The sequence below is a fragment of the Microcoleus sp. D2_18a_B4 genome, from assembly GCF_036702475.1.
Classification (GTDB): Bacteria; Cyanobacteriota; Cyanobacteriia; order Cyanobacteriales; family Microcoleaceae; genus Microcoleus.
The window spans coordinates 1-19,975 of the sequence record NZ_JAUBTL010000018.1 but is presented as its reverse complement, the minus strand read 5'-3'; the positions used below and the strand labels follow the sequence as shown (position 1 = coordinate 19,975).

16 protein-coding genes and 1 tRNA gene are annotated in these 19,975 nt (G+C 43.1%); 7 read left to right on the top strand and 10 right to left on the bottom strand.

What is annotated here, in order from left to right; all coding sequences use genetic code 11:
- Positions 1-169 precede the first annotated feature (169 nt).
- Positions 170-2,062 (bottom strand): PAS domain S-box protein, encoded by a 1,893-nt coding sequence (locus QUB04_RS12960; RefSeq protein ID WP_333284752.1) that lies wholly within the window; start codon positions 2,060-2,062, stop codon positions 170-172.
- A 475-nt stretch (positions 2,063-2,537) separates the two neighbouring features.
- Here QUB04_RS12960 and purH point away from each other — a divergent pair, with 475 nt between their 5' ends.
- Positions 2,538-4,085 (top strand): bifunctional phosphoribosylaminoimidazolecarboxamide formyltransferase/IMP cyclohydrolase, encoded by a 1,548-nt coding sequence (gene purH / locus QUB04_RS12955; protein ID WP_333284749.1) that lies wholly within the window; start codon positions 2,538-2,540, stop codon positions 4,083-4,085.
- 91 nt (positions 4,086-4,176) lie between these two features.
- Here purH and QUB04_RS12950 read toward each other — a convergent pair whose 3' ends face one another.
- Positions 4,177-4,332, bottom strand: coding sequence for a hypothetical protein (locus QUB04_RS12950; RefSeq protein ID WP_333284747.1), 156 nt, complete (start codon positions 4,330-4,332; stop codon positions 4,177-4,179).
- Between QUB04_RS12950 and QUB04_RS12945 the strand changes: the two genes are divergently transcribed.
- Complete coding sequence (locus QUB04_RS12945; RefSeq protein ID WP_333284745.1) at positions 4,322-5,266, top strand: 2OG-Fe(II) oxygenase; 945 nt, start codon at positions 4,322-4,324, stop codon at positions 5,264-5,266. The genes QUB04_RS12950 and QUB04_RS12945 overlap by 11 nt on opposite strands.
- A 307-nt stretch (positions 5,267-5,573) precedes the next feature.
- On the opposite strand, the gene QUB04_RS12940 is transcribed toward QUB04_RS12945, so the two are convergent.
- Positions 5,574-7,055 (bottom strand): ankyrin repeat domain-containing protein, encoded by a 1,482-nt coding sequence (locus QUB04_RS12940; RefSeq protein WP_333284743.1) that lies wholly within the window; start codon positions 7,053-7,055, stop codon positions 5,574-5,576.
- 96 nt (positions 7,056-7,151) lie between these two features.
- Between QUB04_RS12940 and QUB04_RS12935 the strand changes: the two genes are divergently transcribed.
- Positions 7,152-7,622 carry a DUF4079 domain-containing protein gene (locus QUB04_RS12935; protein WP_333284741.1) on the top strand — a complete coding sequence of 157 codons (471 nt, stop codon included), beginning with the start codon at positions 7,152-7,154 and terminating at the stop codon, positions 7,620-7,622.
- 152 nt (positions 7,623-7,774) lie between these two features.
- Positions 7,775-8,524 carry a hypothetical protein gene (locus QUB04_RS12930; protein WP_333284739.1) on the top strand — a complete coding sequence of 250 codons (750 nt, stop codon included), beginning with the start codon at positions 7,775-7,777 and terminating at the stop codon, positions 8,522-8,524.
- 1 nt (position 8,525) lies between these two features.
- Here the strand turns inward: QUB04_RS12930 and QUB04_RS12925 are convergent, their stop codons facing one another.
- The 6 genes from QUB04_RS12925 to QUB04_RS12900 form a co-directional block, all read right to left on the bottom strand.
- The gene (locus tag QUB04_RS12925; RefSeq protein ID WP_333284737.1) at positions 8,526-10,415 is read right to left on the bottom strand and encodes an RNA-binding domain-containing protein; all 1,890 of its coding nucleotides are present in this window, start codon (positions 10,413-10,415) and stop codon (positions 8,526-8,528) included.
- 5 nt (positions 10,416-10,420) lie between these two features.
- A complete protein-coding gene (locus tag QUB04_RS12920; RefSeq protein WP_333284735.1) occupies positions 10,421-11,707 on the bottom strand; it encodes a hypothetical protein in 1,287 nt (428 codons plus the stop codon).
- 14 nt (positions 11,708-11,721) lie between these two features.
- On the bottom strand, positions 11,722-12,894 hold the full coding sequence (locus QUB04_RS12915) for a helicase HerA domain-containing protein (RefSeq protein ID WP_333284733.1): 1,173 nt from the start codon (positions 12,892-12,894) through the stop codon (positions 11,722-11,724).
- Positions 12,894-13,430, bottom strand: a complete 537-nt coding sequence (locus tag QUB04_RS12910) for a hypothetical protein (protein WP_333284731.1) — start codon at positions 13,428-13,430, stop codon at positions 12,894-12,896. Before QUB04_RS12910 ends, QUB04_RS12915 begins: the two co-directional genes overlap by 1 nt.
- A 2-nt stretch (positions 13,431-13,432) precedes the next feature.
- A complete protein-coding gene (locus QUB04_RS12905; protein ID WP_333284729.1) occupies positions 13,433-14,548 on the bottom strand; it encodes a hypothetical protein in 1,116 nt (371 codons plus the stop codon).
- 309 nt (positions 14,549-14,857) lie between these two features.
- Positions 14,858-14,928 (bottom strand) — tRNA-Cys (locus QUB04_RS12900).
- Between the two features lie 74 nt (positions 14,929-15,002).
- On the opposite strand from QUB04_RS12900, the gene cpdA reads away from it, so the two are divergent.
- Together cpdA and QUB04_RS12890 are read left to right on the top strand one after the other, a co-directional pair.
- The gene (cpdA, locus tag QUB04_RS12895; RefSeq protein ID WP_333284727.1) at positions 15,003-15,884 is read left to right on the top strand and encodes a 3',5'-cyclic-AMP phosphodiesterase; all 882 of its coding nucleotides are present in this window, start codon (positions 15,003-15,005) and stop codon (positions 15,882-15,884) included.
- Between the two features lie 306 nt (positions 15,885-16,190).
- The gene (locus tag QUB04_RS12890; protein WP_333284725.1) at positions 16,191-16,967 is read left to right on the top strand and encodes an SDR family NAD(P)-dependent oxidoreductase; all 777 of its coding nucleotides are present in this window, start codon (positions 16,191-16,193) and stop codon (positions 16,965-16,967) included.
- A 47-nt stretch (positions 16,968-17,014) separates the two neighbouring features.
- On the opposite strand, the gene cofG is transcribed toward QUB04_RS12890, so the two are convergent.
- Positions 17,015-17,971 (bottom strand): 7,8-didemethyl-8-hydroxy-5-deazariboflavin synthase subunit CofG, encoded by a 957-nt coding sequence (gene cofG, locus QUB04_RS12885; protein WP_333284723.1) that lies wholly within the window; start codon positions 17,969-17,971, stop codon positions 17,015-17,017.
- A 362-nt stretch (positions 17,972-18,333) separates the two neighbouring features.
- Between cofG and psbA the strand changes: the two genes are divergently transcribed.
- Positions 18,334-19,416 (top strand): photosystem II q(b) protein, encoded by a 1,083-nt coding sequence (psbA, locus tag QUB04_RS12880; protein WP_333070606.1) that lies wholly within the window; start codon positions 18,334-18,336, stop codon positions 19,414-19,416.
- Positions 19,417-19,975: the final 559 nt, after the last annotated feature.

The window sequence follows — 19,975 nt, the reverse complement described above, 5'->3', positions numbered from 1 at the left end:
ACCCTGAAATTGTTTCTAGAATGGGGAGGCAGAGCCTCTAAGTATGCGTTCCCAGCCAGAGTCTGGGAACGAGAAAAAACGATTTTTCTCGTTTTTTAGGAGTGCGAGCGTCCCGCTCGCTTGCTTGCCTATATATCACGTTGGTAAGGCGCGGATTGCACATTCGGCACTAAGGTGCGATCGGAATTCTGATAGTAAATTCCGTGCCCTTGCCCAATTCCGAAGTACAATTTAATTCGCCTTTGTGTCTTTCTACAATAATTTGATAGCTAATTGACAAACCCATTCCCGTGCCTTTGCCAATGGGCTTGGTAGTAAAAAATGTATCGAATATCTGCTGTTTGACTTGCTCAGGTATTCCCGGCCCGTTGTCAGCAATTTTAATTTCTACAAAATTGCCGACTACTTCCGTACCAATCCTAATCTGGCTGGGAGTTTCTAGCATTTCTTGACAATTTTGCCTACTGTTCGCATCTTCTAAAGCATCGATCGCATTGCTGAGGATATTCATAAAAACTTGATTGATCGGCCCAGCAAAACACTCAACAGTCGGCAATTCTCCGTATTGTTTTACAATTTGAATGGGCGGCTTTTCTCCGTTCCCTTTCAAACGGTGATTCAGAATTAACAGCGTGCTGTCGATACCTTCGTGGAGGTTAATGGGTTTCATCTGGGAATCGTCGTGCCGCGAAAAGTTCCGCAGCGACTGCACAATCTGGCAAATCCGCTCGACACCAACGCTCATTGAAGACAGTATTTTAGGTAAATCTTCAGCTAAAAAATCGAGATCATTTTTTTCTCTTGCCTGCTGAATTTCGGCGACGGGATTAGGATAGTGCTGTTGATAAAGTTCGAGGTGCCCAAACAAGTCTTGAGTATAATTTGTGAGATGAGCGAGATTGCCGTAAATGAAGCTGACTGGGTTGTTAATTTCGTGAGCGACCCCGGCAAGTAGCAATCCCAAACTAGACATTTTTTCGCTTTGAACTAATTGGGAATTAGTGGCTTTGAGTTGCTCAAGTGTGGCTGCTAGTTGAGCGGCTTGTTCTCTGCTTTGTGCTTCGGAATTATGCAAGGCTTCTTCGGCTTGTTTGCGCTCAGTGATGTCTCTCTGTACGCCAATAAAATGAGTTAATTTTCCCATTCGATCGCGGACGGGAGATATTGAGAAACAATTCCAGAAAGCGGTTCCGTCTTTGCGGTAATTCTTTAATATTACCTTGCATTCGCTTTCTGTTTGCAAGGCTTGGCGAATTATTTCTACTGCCGCCGGATCGGTATCGCTTCCGTGCAAAAATCGGCCGTTTTTTCCGATAATTTCCTGCCGCCGATAACCTGTCATGCTTTCAAATGCGGGATTGCAATAAATAATTGGATGTTCGGGGTCAGTGGCGTCATAAATCGTAACTCCGGTGCTAGTAGCTGCTATAGCTCGATCGTACAACCAAAGCATTTCTTCTGCGCGCTTGCGATCGGTAATGTCCCGCAGCGTAGCTAAATAAGCCATTTCTCCATCCCATTCCGTTTCCACAACCCGCATTTCTACTACAGCATTTGCTTTTTGCTTGCGAATAGCTTCAACTTCTGTTTGCACGACGCGAGTTCCTGGTGCTTCCGTTTTTCCAACTTGGGGAATAATATCCGTCGCCATCTCAAGGTCGCAAGCTGAAACTTCTACTACTAAATTGCCAAAAAATGCTTGCCCTAGAAGTTCCTCTGCTTTGCAGTTAAACAGCGCTTCTGCTGACTGGTTGGCAAAACAAACAAGTCCTCGCTTGTTAACGATTGCGATGCCGTCGGCATTTTTTTCGATCACATTCCGAAACCGAGATTCGCTAGCTTTCAAATCCTGCTTTAGCTGTTCCATTGCTCGCTCCATCTGCTGCAATTCGCACAAACTAACACTATAAGCTTCGGAAATGTTGGCCTCGGTCGAATTCTGGCCTCTTTTTTGGGAAATCTGTTGGTAGCCTGTTCTATTGGTCAGATTGGGAGCAGTTTTTTTATGGTTCCTGCTAATATTACTGAGTTTATTTTCGGGATCGGATTCTTGAAAAAACATATGTCAAACCTACCAAATTATTGTTTAGATTAAGGTGTTGCGATCGCCCAACTTTCCGGGAAGTTTAGGGAGAGAGCAATTTACACCCGATGCTAGCACATTACTTTTAGAATTCATCATAAAACATCGTTAAAATTCAAGAGCGATCGCCCTATAATTATCTATTAAGTTTTATTAAGTAATTTCAACAACATTGACACTTACGTAGCGACACGAACTGTGAAAGCTGGATATGGCTGCAATCCCCCTCGCACTCACAAAATAATCAGTTCCACGCGCAAGTCCTAAATATTTTGAAGCCACTGGTCAGTATAAAATATTATATAGTTTTGACAAAAAATATGCGTCAAGATAAGCGAACTCATCTTTGGTTTGTTAAAAATAATCATAATTAGCCATTCCCAAATCATGTGCCTGCCACCAGATTTGGTATAGAATATAACCTGTCTATTTTTGCGATCGCAACTTCAAACCAATGGCACGTCTAGCACTTCTGAGCACATCCAATAAAACCGGACTAATCGACTTAGCGCGCAGTCTAGTAGAAGAATTTGAATTTGACATAATTAGTAGTGGCGGGACAGCAACGGCCCTCAAAGAAGCAGGCATCCCAGTCACCAAAGTTGCGGAATATACTGGTTCTCCCGAAATTTTGGGAGGGCGAGTCAAAACACTTCACCCACGAATCCACGGTGGCATTTTAGCACGACGCGATGTACCGGAAGACCTCGCAGATTTAACCGCAAATCAAATTCGGGCGATCGATCTAGTTGTAGTGAATCTGTATCCATTTGAAGAGACAATTTCTAAACCAGGAGTTACTCTAGCAGACGCAATTGAGCAGATAGATATCGGCGGCCCAGCAATGTTGAGAGCTTCCGCCAAAAACCACGCTCATTTGACAGTTTTGTGCGACCCAGAACAGTACAATACTTATTTAAAAGAACTGCGGGAAAATGGCGGTCAAGCATCCTTAGAGTTTCGGCAAAAATGCGCGCTGGAAACCTTCAAACATACAGCCAACTACGATCGCGCGATCGCAAATTATCTCAGCAGCAGCCAATCCGCTGAAGAATCTTCGCTACCAGAGCAGTTTAATTTATCAGGAAAAGAGTTGCAAACTCTGCGCTACGGGGAAAATCCCCATCAAGCGGCTACCTGGTATCAAAGCGGAACTACACCCACAGGCTGGACGACTAGCACCATCCTGCAAGGCAAAGAATTAAGCTACAATAACTTAGTAGATTTAGAAGCAGCAAGGCGGCTGATCGTAGAATTCCCCGACACACCCGCCGCCGCTATTCTGAAGCATACAAATCCTTGCGGCACAGCCTTGGGAACAACTATTTCTGAAGCGTATCAAAAAGCCTTCGACACCGATTCAGTCTCAGCTTTCGGCGGCATTGTCGCCCTCAACCGCCCGATTGATGCTGCTACCGCAACGGCGTTAACTCAAACATTTTTAGAATGTATCGTCGCGCCGGGGTGCGAACCAGAGGCAGAAGAAATTATCAAGAAAAAGGCGAAAGTTCGAGTATTAATTTTGCCAGATTTGACTCAAGGGCCGCCACAAACGGTTAAAATAATTGCAGGCGGTTTGCTGGTGCAAGACTCAGATAATATAGTAGAAGAAACTAGCAAATGGCGGACTGTTACTGAGAAACAGCCGACGGCGGCAGAGTTGGAAGAATTGCTGTTTGCTTGGAAAGTAGCGAAACACGTCAAATCAAATGCGATCGTTGTGACGCGCGATCGTACTACAATCGGTGTCGGCGCCGGACAAATGAATCGCGTCGGTTCGGTTAAACTAGCATTGGAACAAGCAGGAGACAAGAGCAAAGGAGCGATTTTGGCTAGCGATGGTTTCTTTCCCTTCGACGATTCAGTCAAAACTGCGGCTGAGGCGGGCATAATTGCGATCGTCCAACCGGGAGGAAGTATGCGCGATCGAGATTCCATTGAAGCCGCCAACCAACTCGGAATCACAATGGTTTTCACCGACATCCGCCACTTCTTGCATTAATTAAGTTCGTAGCAATGACATTTTGCACCTCTATTATGAACAGGCAAGATGCCTGTTCCACAAAGAGTTAATTCTATTGTGGGTTGGGCTTCTAGCCCGCCCTCAAGCAATGATTGAATTTTTGTTCTTCCATCTTCCTTCTTGCATCTTCCTTCTTTCTTCTCCCATCCCTCCATCCGTTACATCCGTTACAGAATCCGTTGCCGAACTTCCTTCTTCTTCTATAACTAACGGCTATGACTAGCACAATTCAACCGCAAATTAAACCCCAAGACATAAAAGTCAAAATCCTGCTCACTGGCGGACATCAATGCACCGTCACGCTCAAATCAGATACACCATTATTGCACAGCCTGATCAAAACATTAGTCGATCGCACCCAACAAACACTCTGTTTTTCGCCCTTATTTCAAATCCCCATAGACGACGGGCGTTCCACCCTTTTTTTTCCCGGCGAACACCTAGTCGGATTAGTCACAGAGCCCCCAATTTACTTGCAGCAACTGCAACCGCAGCAGCCTGCAACTCCTGTAGAAATTCCCGCCGAAATTCCCGCCGAAATTCCCGCCCCTGCGCCGCCTGTAAATGACGACTTAATATCTCGCTACGCCCAAATAGACAACTTTTTGACCCCTGCAGAAAAGAACAAACTCCTTAAATATGTCTTAGCAAAAGAATCACAATTTGTGACTACCAGCACCTCAACCAATGCCGAAGATTACCGCCGTTCGATGGTACTCCACTCGTTCCCCGAATTTTCCGAACTGATGGTTAATCGCATCAAAGCAATTCTCCCCGACGTGCTGCAAAAATTAAATATTCCCTCATTTCCGCTTGGTGAAATAGAAGCTCAGTTAACCATGCACAATGACAACAACTTTTACAAACTTCACAACGATAGTGGCTCTCCAGATACCGCCACCAGATTTTTTACTTACGTTTACTATTTCTATCGAGAACCCAAGGCTTTTTCAGGTGGCGAGTTGCAGATTTATGACAGCAAAATCGAGAACAATTTCTATGTTGCAGATAAGACATTCAGAACTGTTGAACCGCGCAATAATAGCATCGTATTTTTTCTGAGTCGCTATATGCACGAAGTTTTGCGAGTTAGCTGTCCCTCAAAAGCTTTTGCTGATAGCCGCTTTACTATTAACGGCTGGGTACGCAAAGCAAATTGAGGTTAATATCATGTCGGGTCGAGCTACCGCGATTTTTGTAGGGGCGGGTTCCACCAACCATAATCGCCAATAATTGACAATCTCAAAAACCCGCCCCGACCGGGATATTATGGTTAATCGATCGGACATGATATAATTCATTGTCCGGGACGCACTAATCACGTAATTTGGTCATTCTGAGTGAAGCGAAGAATCTCAAATTATTGCCACACCATTACAATGCGTAAGTCCCCATATCTGAGATTCTTCACTTCCCAAAGCCTACCCTCAGAATGACAGAATTACCTTACTCAAAACTATTTCATTCTTACTCCAGTGCTCCAGCACTTTTGAGCAATTTTACCACACTGGAATAACCCTTAAACTCAGCCAACATTAAAGCTGTATAATTTCCCGGATTTTTGTGGTTTAGTTCTGCACGAGCATCAATTAAAATCTTTACTGCATCAGCATAACCCCGATGTGCAGCCCACATTAAAGCTGTTGCGCCCGAATCATCCAGCAAGTTGACATCGGCACCTTTTTCGACTAATAATTGGACGATCGCAATATAACCGCGATCGCACGCCTTCATTAAAGCCGTTTTCCCCAAATCCGCCGGGACATTCGGATCAGCACCGCCGTCAAGCAAAGCTTTCACAGTCTCGGTATGTCCGTGAAACGCAGCCAGCGTCAAAGCCGTCTCCCCAAAGTTTTTCGCATTCAGAAATTCATCCCGATTTGAGTTTACTTTTTGCAGCAAAGCCGATACGATCGCACTATGGCCGTGAACAGCCGCCACCAGTAAAGGCGTATCGCCCAACCGATTTCTAGAACCGACACTAGCACCTCGGTTTAAGAGCAATTCCACCACATCTTCGCAGCCTTCAACCACCGCAAAATTCAAAGCAGTTTCATCATCTTTATCCTTAGCGTTGATATCCGCGCCAGCATCGAGTAAGATATGGGCGATCGGCGCATTTCCACCAGCAGCAGCGGCCATCAAAGCCGTGCCCCCATCTCCATTTTTCACATTCGCATTAGCACCCGCACCAAGCAAAGTTTGCACCACATCAGTATTGCCAAAATCCGCAGCCAAAGTTAAAGCAGTTTCTCCGTTTTTGTCGGGAGTTTCGACATCAGCACCAGCAGCCAACAGCGCCTCGACAACAGCCAAATTTCCCGCCGTCGCAGCCAGCATCAAAGCTGTTTTGCTCTCTAGATTTTTAACATTAGCATCCGCCCCACAATTGAGCAAAATTCGCACAATTTCAGCGCTTCCTTGACGGACAGCCAAAAACAGCATAGAATTGTCAGCAACAGCACCCGCATCCACCAAAGCTTTGACAACAGCTTCGTGACCCGATAAAGCAGCTATTTTCAGAGCTGAATCTCCATCTTTATCTTGTACATTTACATCAGCATTAGCATCAAGTAACATCCGCACAACATTGATATCACCTTTCAGAGAAGCAGCCATCAAAGCTGTACTTCCATCATCATTTTTAGCATTAACATCAGCACCCGCAGCCAGCAACAGCCGCACAGAGTCAGCCTGTTTGTGAGCCGCCGCCAGCATTAAAGCCGTCAAGCCAAAACGCCTGCTCACATGGTTGACATTAGCGTCATTGTTTAGTAGAATACGCACGATTTCTGTATAGCCCTTTTGGGCAGCAAACATCAAAGCCGTCGTCCCCTCAGAGTCTTTGGCGTTAGCGTTAACATTCTTAGCGAGTAAAGCTTGGACGTGAATAATGTTGCCAGTCTTGGCGGCTTGAATCAATACAGCGTCTTGTTTAGTGGCAGGCATAATAGTCTCTCATACCGTATATTTTTACCGTCGCACGAGACGGCCTGACTGGTATGCTAAGTTTTATGAAGTATGTTTGCTAATCCTCAGAACACTATGAATCTCGAAATTCCTCAGTCAGTGAAAGTTTGGAGCCAATTCATCCACCCAGTTTTAATGTGGGTACTGCTGGCCATCTCATTTTATGCTTTGTATCTGGGCATTCAAATCCGACGTACCAGAAGTGCGGAAGGCGAAGTCAAAAAAGAGTTAATTAAGGGCAAATTTAACGTCAAGCACCACCAGATGGGTTCTTTGCTGTTAGCATTGATGGTTACGGTGGCGATCGTGGGAATGGCTGTCACCTACATCAATAACGGCAAGCTATTTGTCGGCCCGCACTTGCTAGCAGGGTTGGGAATGATGGCCATAATTGCGATCGCAGCCTCGCTGACTCCTTTGATGCAAAAAGGCAATGATTGGGCGAGAAACGCTCACATCTTTCTGAATGTTGTGCTGTTAGGGCTGTTTGGCTGGCAAGCGGTAACAGGCGTGGAAATCGTGCAGAGAATTATCAGCAAAATGTGAGGATTTGGGTAAGATTGCTAATTTAGGACTTACGCACAGACTCTACTTGTAGGGTGCGCCTAGCGCACCTTACCCTTTGTGTTTGAAGGAATGTATAAGTAAGCCAATTAGTCTCAAGTTAACTTTCTCTTAGCAAAGACAAGAAAACTAATATGCCTTCTTTAAAAATACATCGCCAATATCAATCCGGCATCGAAAAAATTATAACCTTGGACAACTCAGTCTTGGAGGCTATTTTGACTGCGTTGAGAAAAACAGTCCCTGCGTTGCCTCTTGATGATTTAGTCAGAAACGTAGAGTCAGAGGTAGAAAACACGAACCATGATGATTTAGTCAATATACTAGAGAGTATTATTCCTATCTACGCTTTAAAGAAAACTTATGCTTGGACAGTGGAAGAACTAGCAGATGAGCTTATTGCGGCTGTTGATGAATTTGAAGAACTCTCTAACTTATCAACCGAACAAAAAGAGCGATTTTGTGAAAAGCTTAATGACTTGTTGATGCCGAATAGCTTTTTAGAATCGGCATCAAAAGCCAAAGATGTTTTTAAAGTATATTTGTTGCCTTCAGGAATTCCTGCTGATGACTTCCCCATTAAAAGCAAGGTAGAACTGGAAGCAGAGTTTAAGAAGTTCGCCGAAGAATGGCGTCTCGAAACGGGGATGCTATCATTAGTTACACAGAAATCAATGCACCAGGCTTATCAGAGAATTATCGGCATGGGACAGCCAGTTATCCCCTTGATTTTGCGTGACCTCGAACAAAAGCCAGACCATTGGTTTTGGGCGTTGAGGGCAATTACTGGTGACAATCCGGTAAAACCAGAACAGCGCGGCCGCAGGTCGCAAATGGCCCTAGCCTTGATACAATGGGGAAAAGAACACGGTTATGAGTGGTAAGCTAGAGTAAGGTTCTGTATGCTTGCTGAGGATGAGTTGGTTCGTCAGGATATTTGAGTTCTAGTAATTTTTCTGACAACATTGGATTAATAAAATGAGTCCTAATTGTTTCGGAACTGCGATTCAATAGTTCAGCTAATCTTTTGACAGTTAAATATCTTTCCGAGCAAAGTTTCAGAATAGTATTTCTCATCAACTCAGGGCTTACCCGATTCTTTTCTCGCACAGGAGTAGCTATTTCTAGTAAAAATAAGTTTTCATCATTATGCACAGAGTTAGGCTCGTTATGCACGGAGCTTGATTCATTATGCACGGAGCTAGGCTCATTATGCACGGAGCTAGACTCATTATGCACGGAGCTAGGCTCGTTAGGTTCGGAGCTTTGAAGCAGTGAAAGCAAATCCGATTGACCTTTATTTGGTAGAGCGTACTGCGTTCCACGCCCACGTCCTGATTGCGCCAACCAGCCGTTATTGACCAAGTGCTTTAGACACTCTCCTATGTCTCTAGGATGTTCCTGTCTGTAACACTGAATGTCACTATTACTAATTTCTCCAAATTGATGCGCTAGTACCAAAATAATCCGATCTAATTCTGTTAGTTCACAGTAATTATCTCCCACTATTTCTTTTAGTTCTTGCTCAACGTCTTCGGGAATTAAACTAAGCATTGGTAGGGCAACTGATGTCATTTCTAAATCAAATTTTTCAGAGACGAGTGGCCTAAACCATTGCTGTTCTTTCCAGGCTCGTAGAATCTTTCTAAAACCTGATCCGGCTTTTTCACCTAAACCAAGCATTTGAAACATTGTTTGCAGTTTAGGATTGCGCGGATCGCTGATACCCCCATCATAAAGTTGCCCAAGAGAAATCCTTAAGCGACCTGGATTATTGAACAAAAAACCATTAGGGAACTTAGTTACTACAAGAGGACGAGAAGATATGTGATCGGCATGAATTAAAGCATTTACCAGAGCCTCTCGAACAGCTTCATGAACATGGGTTTCTCCTCGTCTCACGGCATCTTTATCTAGTTTAAAGGGAATATCTAAATCATTAACTAAACGACTATAGACGCGATAATAAAAATTGAAAAGATTAGGCTCCCACTTGCCATCAAGTGTCAGCCGATATGTCCAGCGAACTTCTGGATCGTTAGACAGTCGTTCTTGATAGTCTAGCTGATAGCGGGGAAGTGCATCTAAAATACTATTTCCTCTCCCAAACATCAGTAAACCAGCTATAGTTAACCCTTCTTTATCAGTATTTCTATCGCGCCTCCATCCGCCTAACTGAATCAATAAATTGCGATCGTCCAATCCGAGCCAAGGATGATCTGGTTCTCTTGAACTAAACCGTTGGCGAAAAGATTTTAAAGTTTCTGGATCGAGGTCGCCAAGGTCAAATTCATCTAAAATTTGGATATCTTGAGGATCGTTGTTGGCATCGCGCAACATTTGACGAACTTCATCATCAGTGCAAGGATAATCCCCGTCATGGTTACGTTTATAGGTTCCCATCATGGGATTTTTATTAATATAAACTGGGCGTTGCGTTCTTGTTGCTCTGGGAACTTTAATAATAACTAAATTACGATCTTCTATCTTCAAAGTTTGTACGTCAGAATTGCCGCAAATTGAGAAGCTCAGTTTTTGCAGATTATTATGATTATTCCAAAACTCTTTAAGTAAAACGTTAGGATTGCGGACACCTGAAATCTCGAACCTATTTCGATTTTCCGTGACACCTAGAACAATATAGCCGCCATCTGTATTAGCAAATGCTGATACAGTTTTCCAAACTTCATTGGGGAAACCACCCTCAGCAGACTTAAATTCAATATCTTGGTCTTCTCCAAGGTTTATGCGCTCAAGTAATGTTTCTAAATCCATTACCTTTATACCCTCCGAAATGTTAAAATCTCTGTAATGTCAGTCAACATAATTCGATTAGCTTTAGCTTTATTATTCATTCTAGCCATGTGTGGACTTTGGTTTTGCTGGATTCTTCGACTTGAATAAGCCTTATCGTGAAGAATATAGCCAGCAGACTCCCAAAAAGAGCGGATTATATCTGTAACCATTACGATTAAACCATTGGCTACATCCCGATAATTTGGAGAAATAACAGTGCAAAGAGTTCCATTTTTTTGTGCTGTGGCACAATTTTTAGCAATTCTAGCCATTGCTATCTGCCAATCTTCTAAAGACATATTGGCTAAATCTTCCGACTTATTAGAATACTGTTGGGCAACCATTCCATAATAAGGAATGTCCATAACAATATAATCAGGATTGGCAACTGGAAAACTTTTAATCAAATCATGTTGAGTAATTAAATCTTTGTACTGCCCGCGTGGATTCAGATCAAACATTTTGATATCAAAATCGTAAACGTGTTTTCCCATCCACTCTTGACGAGCTTCATACACCCGACAAACCTGACCAGATCCAGCCATTGGTGCAACAACTAAATCATTAGGTTTAACGTAGTACCAAAAACAGTTCGCGTACAGTTCCCCTGGAATATAACCCCAAGTTTCTGTTTCGCTATCTTGTTCGTCAATTCGACCATATTTAACTTGAGCAAAATTCCAATTATCAGAAGGTTTGATGAGAGGACTAAAAAGAGATTCTGATTTACCTTTTTCTAGTTGTCGGACCGCATTGACAAGAGCAGTAACAGACAGAGTTTTCCGTTTCCTTGTTGCTACTTCCAATCTAACGTCAGTCAAGATTGCTTCAAAAGTTTCCTCTTGAACCCTAGAAAGTTTACGGCAACGGTTAGCCTCATCTTTTCTAACCCCTAATTCTTTGAGTGTAGGAAAAGTTGCTTCTGGTGAGTCAATTATAAATCCACCCGATCGATCGGCGCTTCCGTTAGATAGTTGATGATTTGCCTTTTTTTTCGATGGCATGGACTCTATCAGCAGTCCTAATACTCTTTCAGACCGAATGCGGAGTTCTGTTGCATCTAAACGAATTTCCCGTGATATCTCAACTTGTTTGGTTAGCTCCTCAATTGCTTTCGTGGCATTATTAACACAAATAGCATCATAGATGTTTTTGACCTTAGCTAAATCAGACTTAGCATCCATTAAGTATTTCACAATTTCTGCTTCTGTAGGAGGAGTTTTAACAAGACCTAGATGAAGCTCTTCTACTGCAATTTTTTTATTTTCCATGATTCGCTAGGTCACTATTCCTTAGTTAACAGTGCTTTAGATGGGTGCATTTTAGATTGTACAATTGAAGTGGAACCAAACAAACTAACTAAGGCTTCTCCACGTTTTAATTGTGTAACCAAACCAAGAATTTCTTTTGAGGCTCCTGGTAAAGCGTTCTTTACTTCATCTGCTTGCTTATGAGCCATAATGATGCGGGAGTTGATATTGATACTAATACTTTCTGGCAATGCACTAAACCTTTGCAAACCGTACCAAAAAGCGATGTTAAGACTACGCCCCTTTCTCATATTAGCATCGAGCATATCTTCGCAAGCTTCGCGCAACTGCTTAGAACCGCTAAAGATATCTTGTGCTTCATCAATTAAATATAAAATTGGCGGTAGATCGGGGTTAGACGCTTTAGCATTGTAAACTCGCTCTAACAAGAACGATAAAAATAAACCATAATCTCGCCCTTGAGTTTGCCCTACTCGGATAACATTTACAGTTTTTTCTTTAATTAATGATGGCACGTCAATTTCTGGAGCAGGACTTTTTTTAGTGATTCCTAATCCTGGTAACTGGCCGGGCTCCGTGTAATCTTCCATCCTATCCATCCAAGGCAGTGATCGGGCTTTTAATTTGCGGAGCATGGGTTTCATACTACTATCAGAAATACTACCACCGCCTAATATGTTGGACATTTCAGGTTTTGATAATTTATTAATCCACTCAATTGCATCTTTTAATGACCAGGTATATTTATTGTATTCCTCTTGCTTGTCTTTATAGCCATTAAGTAGCAAAGTCATATTTTCTTGGGGGACTTCTTCCCCTCTTTTATGAAAAAGAGCAGAACCTAGTTGATAAGGATCGAAACTGCTGGCATATACATTTATTAACTTTTCATTTGCGTTAGCTTTACGAGATTTATCATCGGATAGTGAAAAATAGCGCAGGTTACAATCAAATCCTTGAGGTTCCCAGTTAGGATCTGCAAATAAATTTATTTCATTGTTAGATTTCTCTAAATCTTGATAGTCTGGCTTATGGTCAAATAAGAAAACGCAATAACCCATCTTAATAGCAGCCATTACAATATTACTATTGATATTAGACTTGCCGTACCCAGTTGTACCAGCTACCGCCCCATGATGACGTAGCACTTGATTATCTAAACAAATTGAAATTCTATTTTCAGACATTATGCAATCACTCCTATTTCAAAATCAGGGTTAGCAGTAGGAAGACCAAGATTGTCAATAATTTCTTGATCAGTTGCTAATCTTGTTGGACTATTCCAATTAGGTCTTGTGCGCGGTGAAGAAGGTATTCCGTTATGAAGGCGAGTAATAATTTTCCCTTTAAACAGGTGTACACATTCACCCAAGGTAGAAGGAGTTGGCATCCCTCTTAAATATCTTTCTTGGGTAACAATACGGGTAGGATTTTCTCGACTTAATCCCATTAAAGGCAGATTAAGATTAGCTTCTTCAATTCTAGCAAAATATTGGTATTGTGGATTATCCCAAACATCCTCAATAATTACAAAATCTAGTGCTTCAATCCGTTGATAGTTTGAACTATTAGGAAAGCCTAGCAACTCAACATAGGCGGGGTTAGCACCATAGCTATCAGACCAAGTAACCAATGGGGCAATTGGTGTAAAGTTAGGCGGGGTTTGATTTTGTTGATTATTTATGGACTCTGTTTCACTTAAAGAATCATTGCTATAAGTCATAATTACCTCATAAGACGTTCGTTCATTTCATCCAAAGTTTGTCCGGGATATTGTTCAGCTAGTTTCCCATAAAGGTACTGTTCAGCTTCATCAGGTCTAAACTTGCCTCTGATATCAGAATCTACTTTATCTAACATATATGGTATTTCATGTCCGGCCACTCCATTACAATCTTGAAACAGCATTGCGATAGCCCTTGGTAGTTGATTAACTGGACATTCAAAACCAAAAACTTTTTTACCTGGCTGGTAAATGCCTCGAACATATTGGTTAGCTACATCATCTAAAAAACTAACAAGACTAGGATTGCTACCCCAGTCTTGTAGCCGCTCTTGCAATAATTTTCCAACATTAGATATTAAAAACACTTCATTTTGTTGTAAAGCTCTACTAAACCATCTAAGTGTTTGCTGGCTTTGACGAATATCTTTAATCACTCCAACGCAGAGTTTGCCTGTATTATGTAAATCTCGCATAATTTGACGACCCTTTTCCTGAGTTACTAGGTTTTGAGTAATAATGGGTCCGTCCACATAGATAATCGGTTCCTGAGTTTCAATAGCCGCTACTCGTTCTTTATACTCCCTCCATGTATTAGGCCAAGATTTCTCCTGTGTGAGAAATTTAGTTTGCTCAATTGCATTCGTTATTTCTTCAGTAGTTGGAATTCCTTGCGGTGGTTGCACAAAATTCGCTACTGTTCTAGTTGCTGTTAATTTTGTGTCAGTATTTCCGGCTGAGTTATAGACTCCAACTCCTACGGCAAAAACTTGAGTTAACACAAACTTAGTGTGAGGAAAAATAATTGTTCCATCAACAGCACCAATATTTCCGGCAATATAATTATCCCAAAACCATTGCGATTCAATGTTTGCCCATTCATCTCGTCTCAAAAGTGCTGGAGCGCCAACAGTTTGACCAGATTGTTTCAGGTTTTGCTCCATAATCTGACGCAAGCCGGGAATCCAAGGATCTATTGTCTCTGTAGCATGGATTAATTCAGGCACTAATCCACCCATATCAGGATGCCAATAGGTTTCAGTAATGTCAAATTCATTGTCTACAATTTGTGAAAATGTGACTGTGTTTAAGTTTTGTGGATTTGAATTTTGATTCATATCATATCATACCTAACATTTTCTAGTTTTTAAATTAAGGTTTACTGGCGATCGCACTTACCCCCTCAATCGACTTACTAAACGCTGATGTATCCGATCGCACCAAACCGGAATCACAGGCTCACCAGATTTTAAGGAAGTGATCGCCCTTGCCATATCAAACTCTACCAGATCGATCGCCATGAATGAGTTTCACCACAGCATAAACCTCCACGGCGAAACCGGATGCGTAAACTCTGGTTCCTTCTCCCTCAATGGACAAAACTCTGTCATCACTGACAAACAGTTTGTTACTGTAGAAATTAAAAAAGGCGGCACCCAGATTTGAACTGGGGGTGGAGGTTTTGCAGACCTCTGCCTTACCACTTGGCTATGCCGCCGTCACGTCTGAAATTTGACGTTTTCTTATAGTACACCAAATCTCGAAAATTTTAACATACCTGTCAAAAATTTCGTGAAGCGCAGCTATCCCGTAGGGAATCGCCCTTTTTTCCCATATCCCCAAAACCCATCCGAGGCTATTCTAGAACTACATCGATCGCCCGCAACACCAGCCATGACACCAGTTTCTCCCCTACTCGTCGCCCAAATCACCGACACACACTTGTTTGCAGAGATCGATCGAGAATGGAAAGGCCTCTCAACAACCCGCACCCTCCAAGCAGTTCTCGATCGCCTGCAACAGATACAGCCGCCGCCCGACTTACTCCTACTCACAGGCGACTTATCCCAAGACGAAACACCCGAATCCTACCAGCGCCTCGTATCCCTCATCGCCCCCCTCGGAATTCCCGCCTACTGGATACCTGGGAACCACGACAACATCCCAGTCATGGCAGAAATCTTAAATCAGTCGCCTCTTTCCCCAGAAAAATCATGGATGCTAGGAAACTGGCAATTTCTATTACTTTCGAGTGTGGAAGCCGGATGCGACGGCGGGCGGCTTTCCCCAGAAAGCTTGCATTGGCTAGACTCTCAACTGCAACAAACGGGCGATCGACCTGTTATCATTGCCTTGCACCATCATCCTTTGCCGATCGACTCTGAAATAATGGATGGAATGATGCTGCACAATGCCGATGAATTTTTGGCAATTGTCGATCGATATCCTCAAATCAAAATAGTCCTCTGCGGCCACATTCACCAAGAATTTCAACAACAGCGGGGATCAGTTACTTACTTGGGGACACCCAGTACCTGCATCCAACTTTTACCGAAAAGCCATCCCATTATCCTTGACGAAATCCCCCCGGGATTTAGATTGCTTGAATTGGCGATCGACGGTACTTGGAACACCAGAGTTGAGCGAGTTGCCGCACAATCGCCACCCGATTAATATTTTTCGGTTTGCCTAAAATAATTATTTATCAAATTTACATTTTGTTGTCAATACATCGAACCCATCACAACTAATGAGGATGGTTGGGCTGAGTTTAGGTGTAACGCCGGTTCTGTTTCTGTCTGGGCTCCGCAGCCGTAACGGCTGTGTTAACAGCAAAAAGTAAAAAGCAAGATATCTTTTTACTTTTTGCTTCCATATTTTTGATAACTAAAATCTATCTTTAGTTAGGACTAAAGCTCTCTCTCTAGTCATATTTTTATGCTATGCGAGCGTGTATAATGTAATTTTACATAAAAAATTATGAAACTTTCACAAAAAGTTGCCGTTATTATCGGCGGTGGGTCGGGAATTGGTCGTGCAGCAGCAATTTTAATGGCCAAGGAAGGCGCAAAAGTTGCTATTATCAATCGCACTTTAGAAACCGCGCAAGAAACCGTCCGCCAGTTAGTCGATGAAGGAGGCTGCGGGCTCGCTATTGCAGCAGATGTGGCCGATTCTATGCAAATGCAACAGGCATTTCAAACCATTTTTGATGAATATCAAAGAATTGATATTGTGTTGGCAAATGCAGGTATTAACGGTGTATGGTCGCCGATAGAAGAGATAGAACCCGAAGAGTGGGACAAGACAATTAATACCAACCTCAGAGGAACATTTTTGACTGTTAAGTATGCTGTTCCTTATCTGAAAAAACAAGGAGGTTCCATCGTCATTACATCGTCGATTAATGGCACCAGAAGTTTCAAGAAAGTTGGCGCCACAGCTTACGCTTCCACCAAAGCGGCCCAAGTAGCTTTAGCGAAAATGCTGGCGCTAGAACTTGCCCCCAGCAAAATCAGAGTCAATGTTATCTGTCCGGGCGCGGTGGAGACTGAGATTGAGGAAAGCACGGTTAAGCGCAATCTAGATGACATTCCACTCGCTCCTGATGCCATTCAAGACCTGATTCCTTTGACGGATAATACCCCCGGTTCTAGCGAACAAATCGCCCAATTAGTTTTATTTTTAGTATCAGAAGCCTCCAGCTTTATCACAGGTACTGAAGTGTGGATTGATGGTGGCGGTTCTTTGATTTAAAATCTGATATGAGCTCTCAACAAATTTATGGCGTAAATGCTATTTATTTAATAAATATTCCCAAATCTCCATTGTTTGACAGCACTTTGCAATGTCTGCGGCAGCCACTTATCGTACTGAGGATAAACAGGCAAACGCTTTACGAGTTGCCATCCCGATGCTGCTAAAATTTCTGTTAAAGTTTGGTGTTGCAGGTGAGGATAATCGGGATTAACTTCATCCCGCGGCCCAATTCCTCCTAAATCTCTCGCACCTGCTGCTAAACAAGCAAGTAATATGTCTGGCTGTGCAACTAAATTTGGGGGAATTTGCAGCCTGATTTCAGATGGTAAAATGCTGCGGGCGATCGCAATTACTTCGGGCATTTTTGTAGCATCAAAAACTTCACCGTCCCAACTTTGCTGATTTCCCGGACTGTGTGGCTGGAGGATAACTTCTTGAATGTGATTGTATAGCGAATGAATGCGGGCGATCGCCTCTAATGTCTCCACCCAATCGGCCTCACTTTCCCCAATTCCCAGCAGCAAACCAGTTGTGAATGGAATCTTTAATTCCCCAGCCCATTCTAACTGTTGCAGCCGCAGCGCCGGCACTTTACTCGGTGCGTGCCTGTGAACAGTTTGTAACAAATGTGGGGTAAGCTGTTCTAGCATCAGCCCCATCGATACATTTACCTCTTTTAAGTGTGCCATCTCCTCAAAGCTGAGCGGCCCCACATTAGTATGCGGCAAAAATCCCAGAGCAAGTGCCAGTTCGCACAAATCGTAAATCCGCTGCCACCAAGCTTTTCGCCGTTTACTTTGAGGATGTACCTCGCCGCTGAGGATGAGAATTTCAATTACACCTTGACTTTGCAGGAACTTGAGCTGTTTTTCGGCTTCTGCGAGTGTTAGCCAAGGACTTTGCAGCGGTTCTGCCCGAAAATTGCAATAGGTGCAGCGGTTAAAACACTCGTAAGTGGGAACCAGAGTATAAGCAGGGCTGTAGGTGACGGTGCGAGACATTCCTTGGGATAATTATCGATCGGACTTACGCAACAACATATATCTGTGCAGTGCGAGTTTTGCGGTTGGTGATCGCAACCCTTCATCTATCTTAACACTGACGCCCCTCCCGAATCTCGTTGCCCAGGTAGATTATGAGTATTCTTCATTTGTGGGCGATCGTCCACTAATTCCGCATTCTGCTTTTAAACTCCTTATACAGCAAGCCTTGTGGCTTTTAACAAGCATATTTTATGACACCTATAAGAAAAACTGTGCTTAAAAGGCCTTTACAAACTGAAATAAAAGCTTTATGTTTATTTACATGGCGGAACACAAAGCCGTCACGAACATTGAAAACCAAATAAAGCAATCATAAACAAATGACAACAACCTTACAGCAGCGCGAAAGCGCCAACGTCTGGGAACGCTTTTGTGAGTGGGTCACAAGCACCGACAACCGCATTTATGTAGGTTGGTTCGGAGTCTTGATGATTCCTACCCTCCTGAGCGCCACCATCTGCTACATCATCGCCTTCATCGCTGCCCCTCCAGTGGACATCGACGGCATCCGCGAACCAGTAGCAGGTTCCTTGATGTACGGTAACAACATCATCACAGGTGCTGTTGTTCCTTCATCTAACGCGATCGGTCTTCACTTCTACCCAATCTGGGAAGCAGCTTCCCTCGATGAGTGGTTGTACAACGGCGGCCCTTACCAATTGGTAATTTTCCACTTCCTGATCGGTGTATTTTGCTACATGGGTCGTGAATGGGAATTGTCTTACCGCTTAGGTATGCGTCCTTGGATCTGCGTCGCTTACTCTGCACCAGTTGCAGCAGCCACCGCAGTATTCTTGATCTACCCAATTGGACAAGGTTCGTTCTCTGACGGTATGCCCTTGGGTATCTCCGGTACATTCAACTTCATGATCGTGTTCCAAGCTGAGCACAACATCCTGATGCACCCGTTCCACATGTTGGGAGTTGCTGGTGTCTTCGGTGGTAGCTTGTTCTCCGCCATGCACGGTTCTCTCGTTACTTCCTCTTTGGTTCGTGAAACAACCGAAACCGAATCGCAAAACTACGGTTACAAATTCGGTCAAGAAGAAGAAACCTACAACATCGTTGCAGCCCACGGCTACTTCGGTCGTTTGATTTTCCAATACGCTTCTTTCAACAACAGCCGTTCTTTGCACTTCTTGTTAGGTGCATGGCCAGTTGTCGGTATCTGGTTTACCGCTTTGGGTATCTCCACGATGGCTTTCAACTTGAACGGTTTCAACTTCAACCAATCGATTATCGACTCGCAAGGTCGTGTCATCAATACTTGGGCTGATGTCATCAACCGCGCTAACTTGGGTATGGAAGTAATGCACGAGCGCAATGCTCACAACTTCCCGCTTGATTTGGCTGCTAGTGAAGTCACTCCAGTAGCTTTGGTTGCTCCTTCTATCAATGGCTAAGTTTTAGTCTGAGATTACAAAAAGCGCTCCTAGAAATAGGGGCGCTTTTTGTTTGGGGAAAAAAGATTTATAGACTTTATTCTGATATCTCGTCCGGTAAAATAACCGTTATAACTCACATCTTGTACCATTGTCAGCAACAGGCTTTTCGGCCTGTTCCACAAGAGATAAATTTTCTTGTGGAACAGGCCGAAAAGCCTGTTCATAAAAGGATTATTGAGAATGGTGCAACATATGAGTTAGAACTGACATCTTGCACTATTATTAATAAGTGTTTCACGGGCGGACAGGATGCCGACCTCACAAGAAGAGATGTACTGTTTGTGGAACTGGCAAGATGCGTGTTATTGAGAATTGTGCAAGATGTCAGTTATAAATTTTGTAGTCAATAATTCATTCCCAGCGATTCTGATGAGGATTGAATTCCTCACTATAAATCAATTTTATTCTGGTTTTTCGAGCGGAAATCATATGATTAACGACTAGGGCGTCGGTTCAGTATTAGGAGTTGACAAAACAAACTGAAAATGATATGTGAATTGAAAAGCCTGTTAAATTC

Bases quoted from the DNA above. Each gene is read 5' to 3' on its own strand.
- QUB04_RS12945 (WP_333284745.1), top strand. From the start codon at position 4,322: ATGACTAGCACAATTCAACCGCAAATTAAACCCCAAGACATAAAAGTC.
- QUB04_RS12890 (WP_333284725.1), top strand. From the start codon at position 16,191: ATGAAACTTTCACAAAAAGTTGCCGTTATTATCGGCGGTGGGTCGGGA.
- QUB04_RS12960 (WP_333284752.1), bottom strand. From the start codon at position 2,062: ATGTTTTTTCAAGAATCCGATCCCGAAAATAAACTCAGTAATATTAGC.
- psbA (WP_333070606.1), top strand. From the start codon at position 18,334: ATGACAACAACCTTACAGCAGCGCGAAAGCGCCAACGTCTGGGAACGC.
- QUB04_RS12920 (WP_333284735.1), bottom strand. From the start codon at position 11,707: ATGGAAAATAAAAAAATTGCAGTAGAAGAGCTTCATCTAGGTCTTGTT.
- cofG (WP_333284723.1), bottom strand. From the start codon at position 17,971: ATGTCTCGCACCGTCACCTACAGCCCTGCTTATACTCTGGTTCCCACT.
- QUB04_RS12925 (WP_333284737.1), bottom strand. From the start codon at position 10,415: ATGGATTTAGAAACATTACTTGAGCGCATAAACCTTGGAGAAGACCAA.
- QUB04_RS12915 (WP_333284733.1), bottom strand. From the start codon at position 12,894: ATGTCTGAAAATAGAATTTCAATTTGTTTAGATAATCAAGTGCTACGT.
- QUB04_RS12935 (WP_333284741.1), top strand. From the start codon at position 7,152: ATGAATCTCGAAATTCCTCAGTCAGTGAAAGTTTGGAGCCAATTCATC.
- QUB04_RS12905 (WP_333284729.1), bottom strand. From the start codon at position 14,548: ATGAATCAAAATTCAAATCCACAAAACTTAAACACAGTCACATTTTCA.
- purH (WP_333284749.1), top strand. From the start codon at position 2,538: ATGGCACGTCTAGCACTTCTGAGCACATCCAATAAAACCGGACTAATC.
- QUB04_RS12940 (WP_333284743.1), bottom strand. From the start codon at position 7,055: ATGCCTGCCACTAAACAAGACGCTGTATTGATTCAAGCCGCCAAGACT.
- QUB04_RS12910 (WP_333284731.1), bottom strand. From the start codon at position 13,430: ATGACTTATAGCAATGATTCTTTAAGTGAAACAGAGTCCATAAATAAT.
- QUB04_RS12930 (WP_333284739.1), top strand. From the start codon at position 7,775: ATGCCTTCTTTAAAAATACATCGCCAATATCAATCCGGCATCGAAAAA.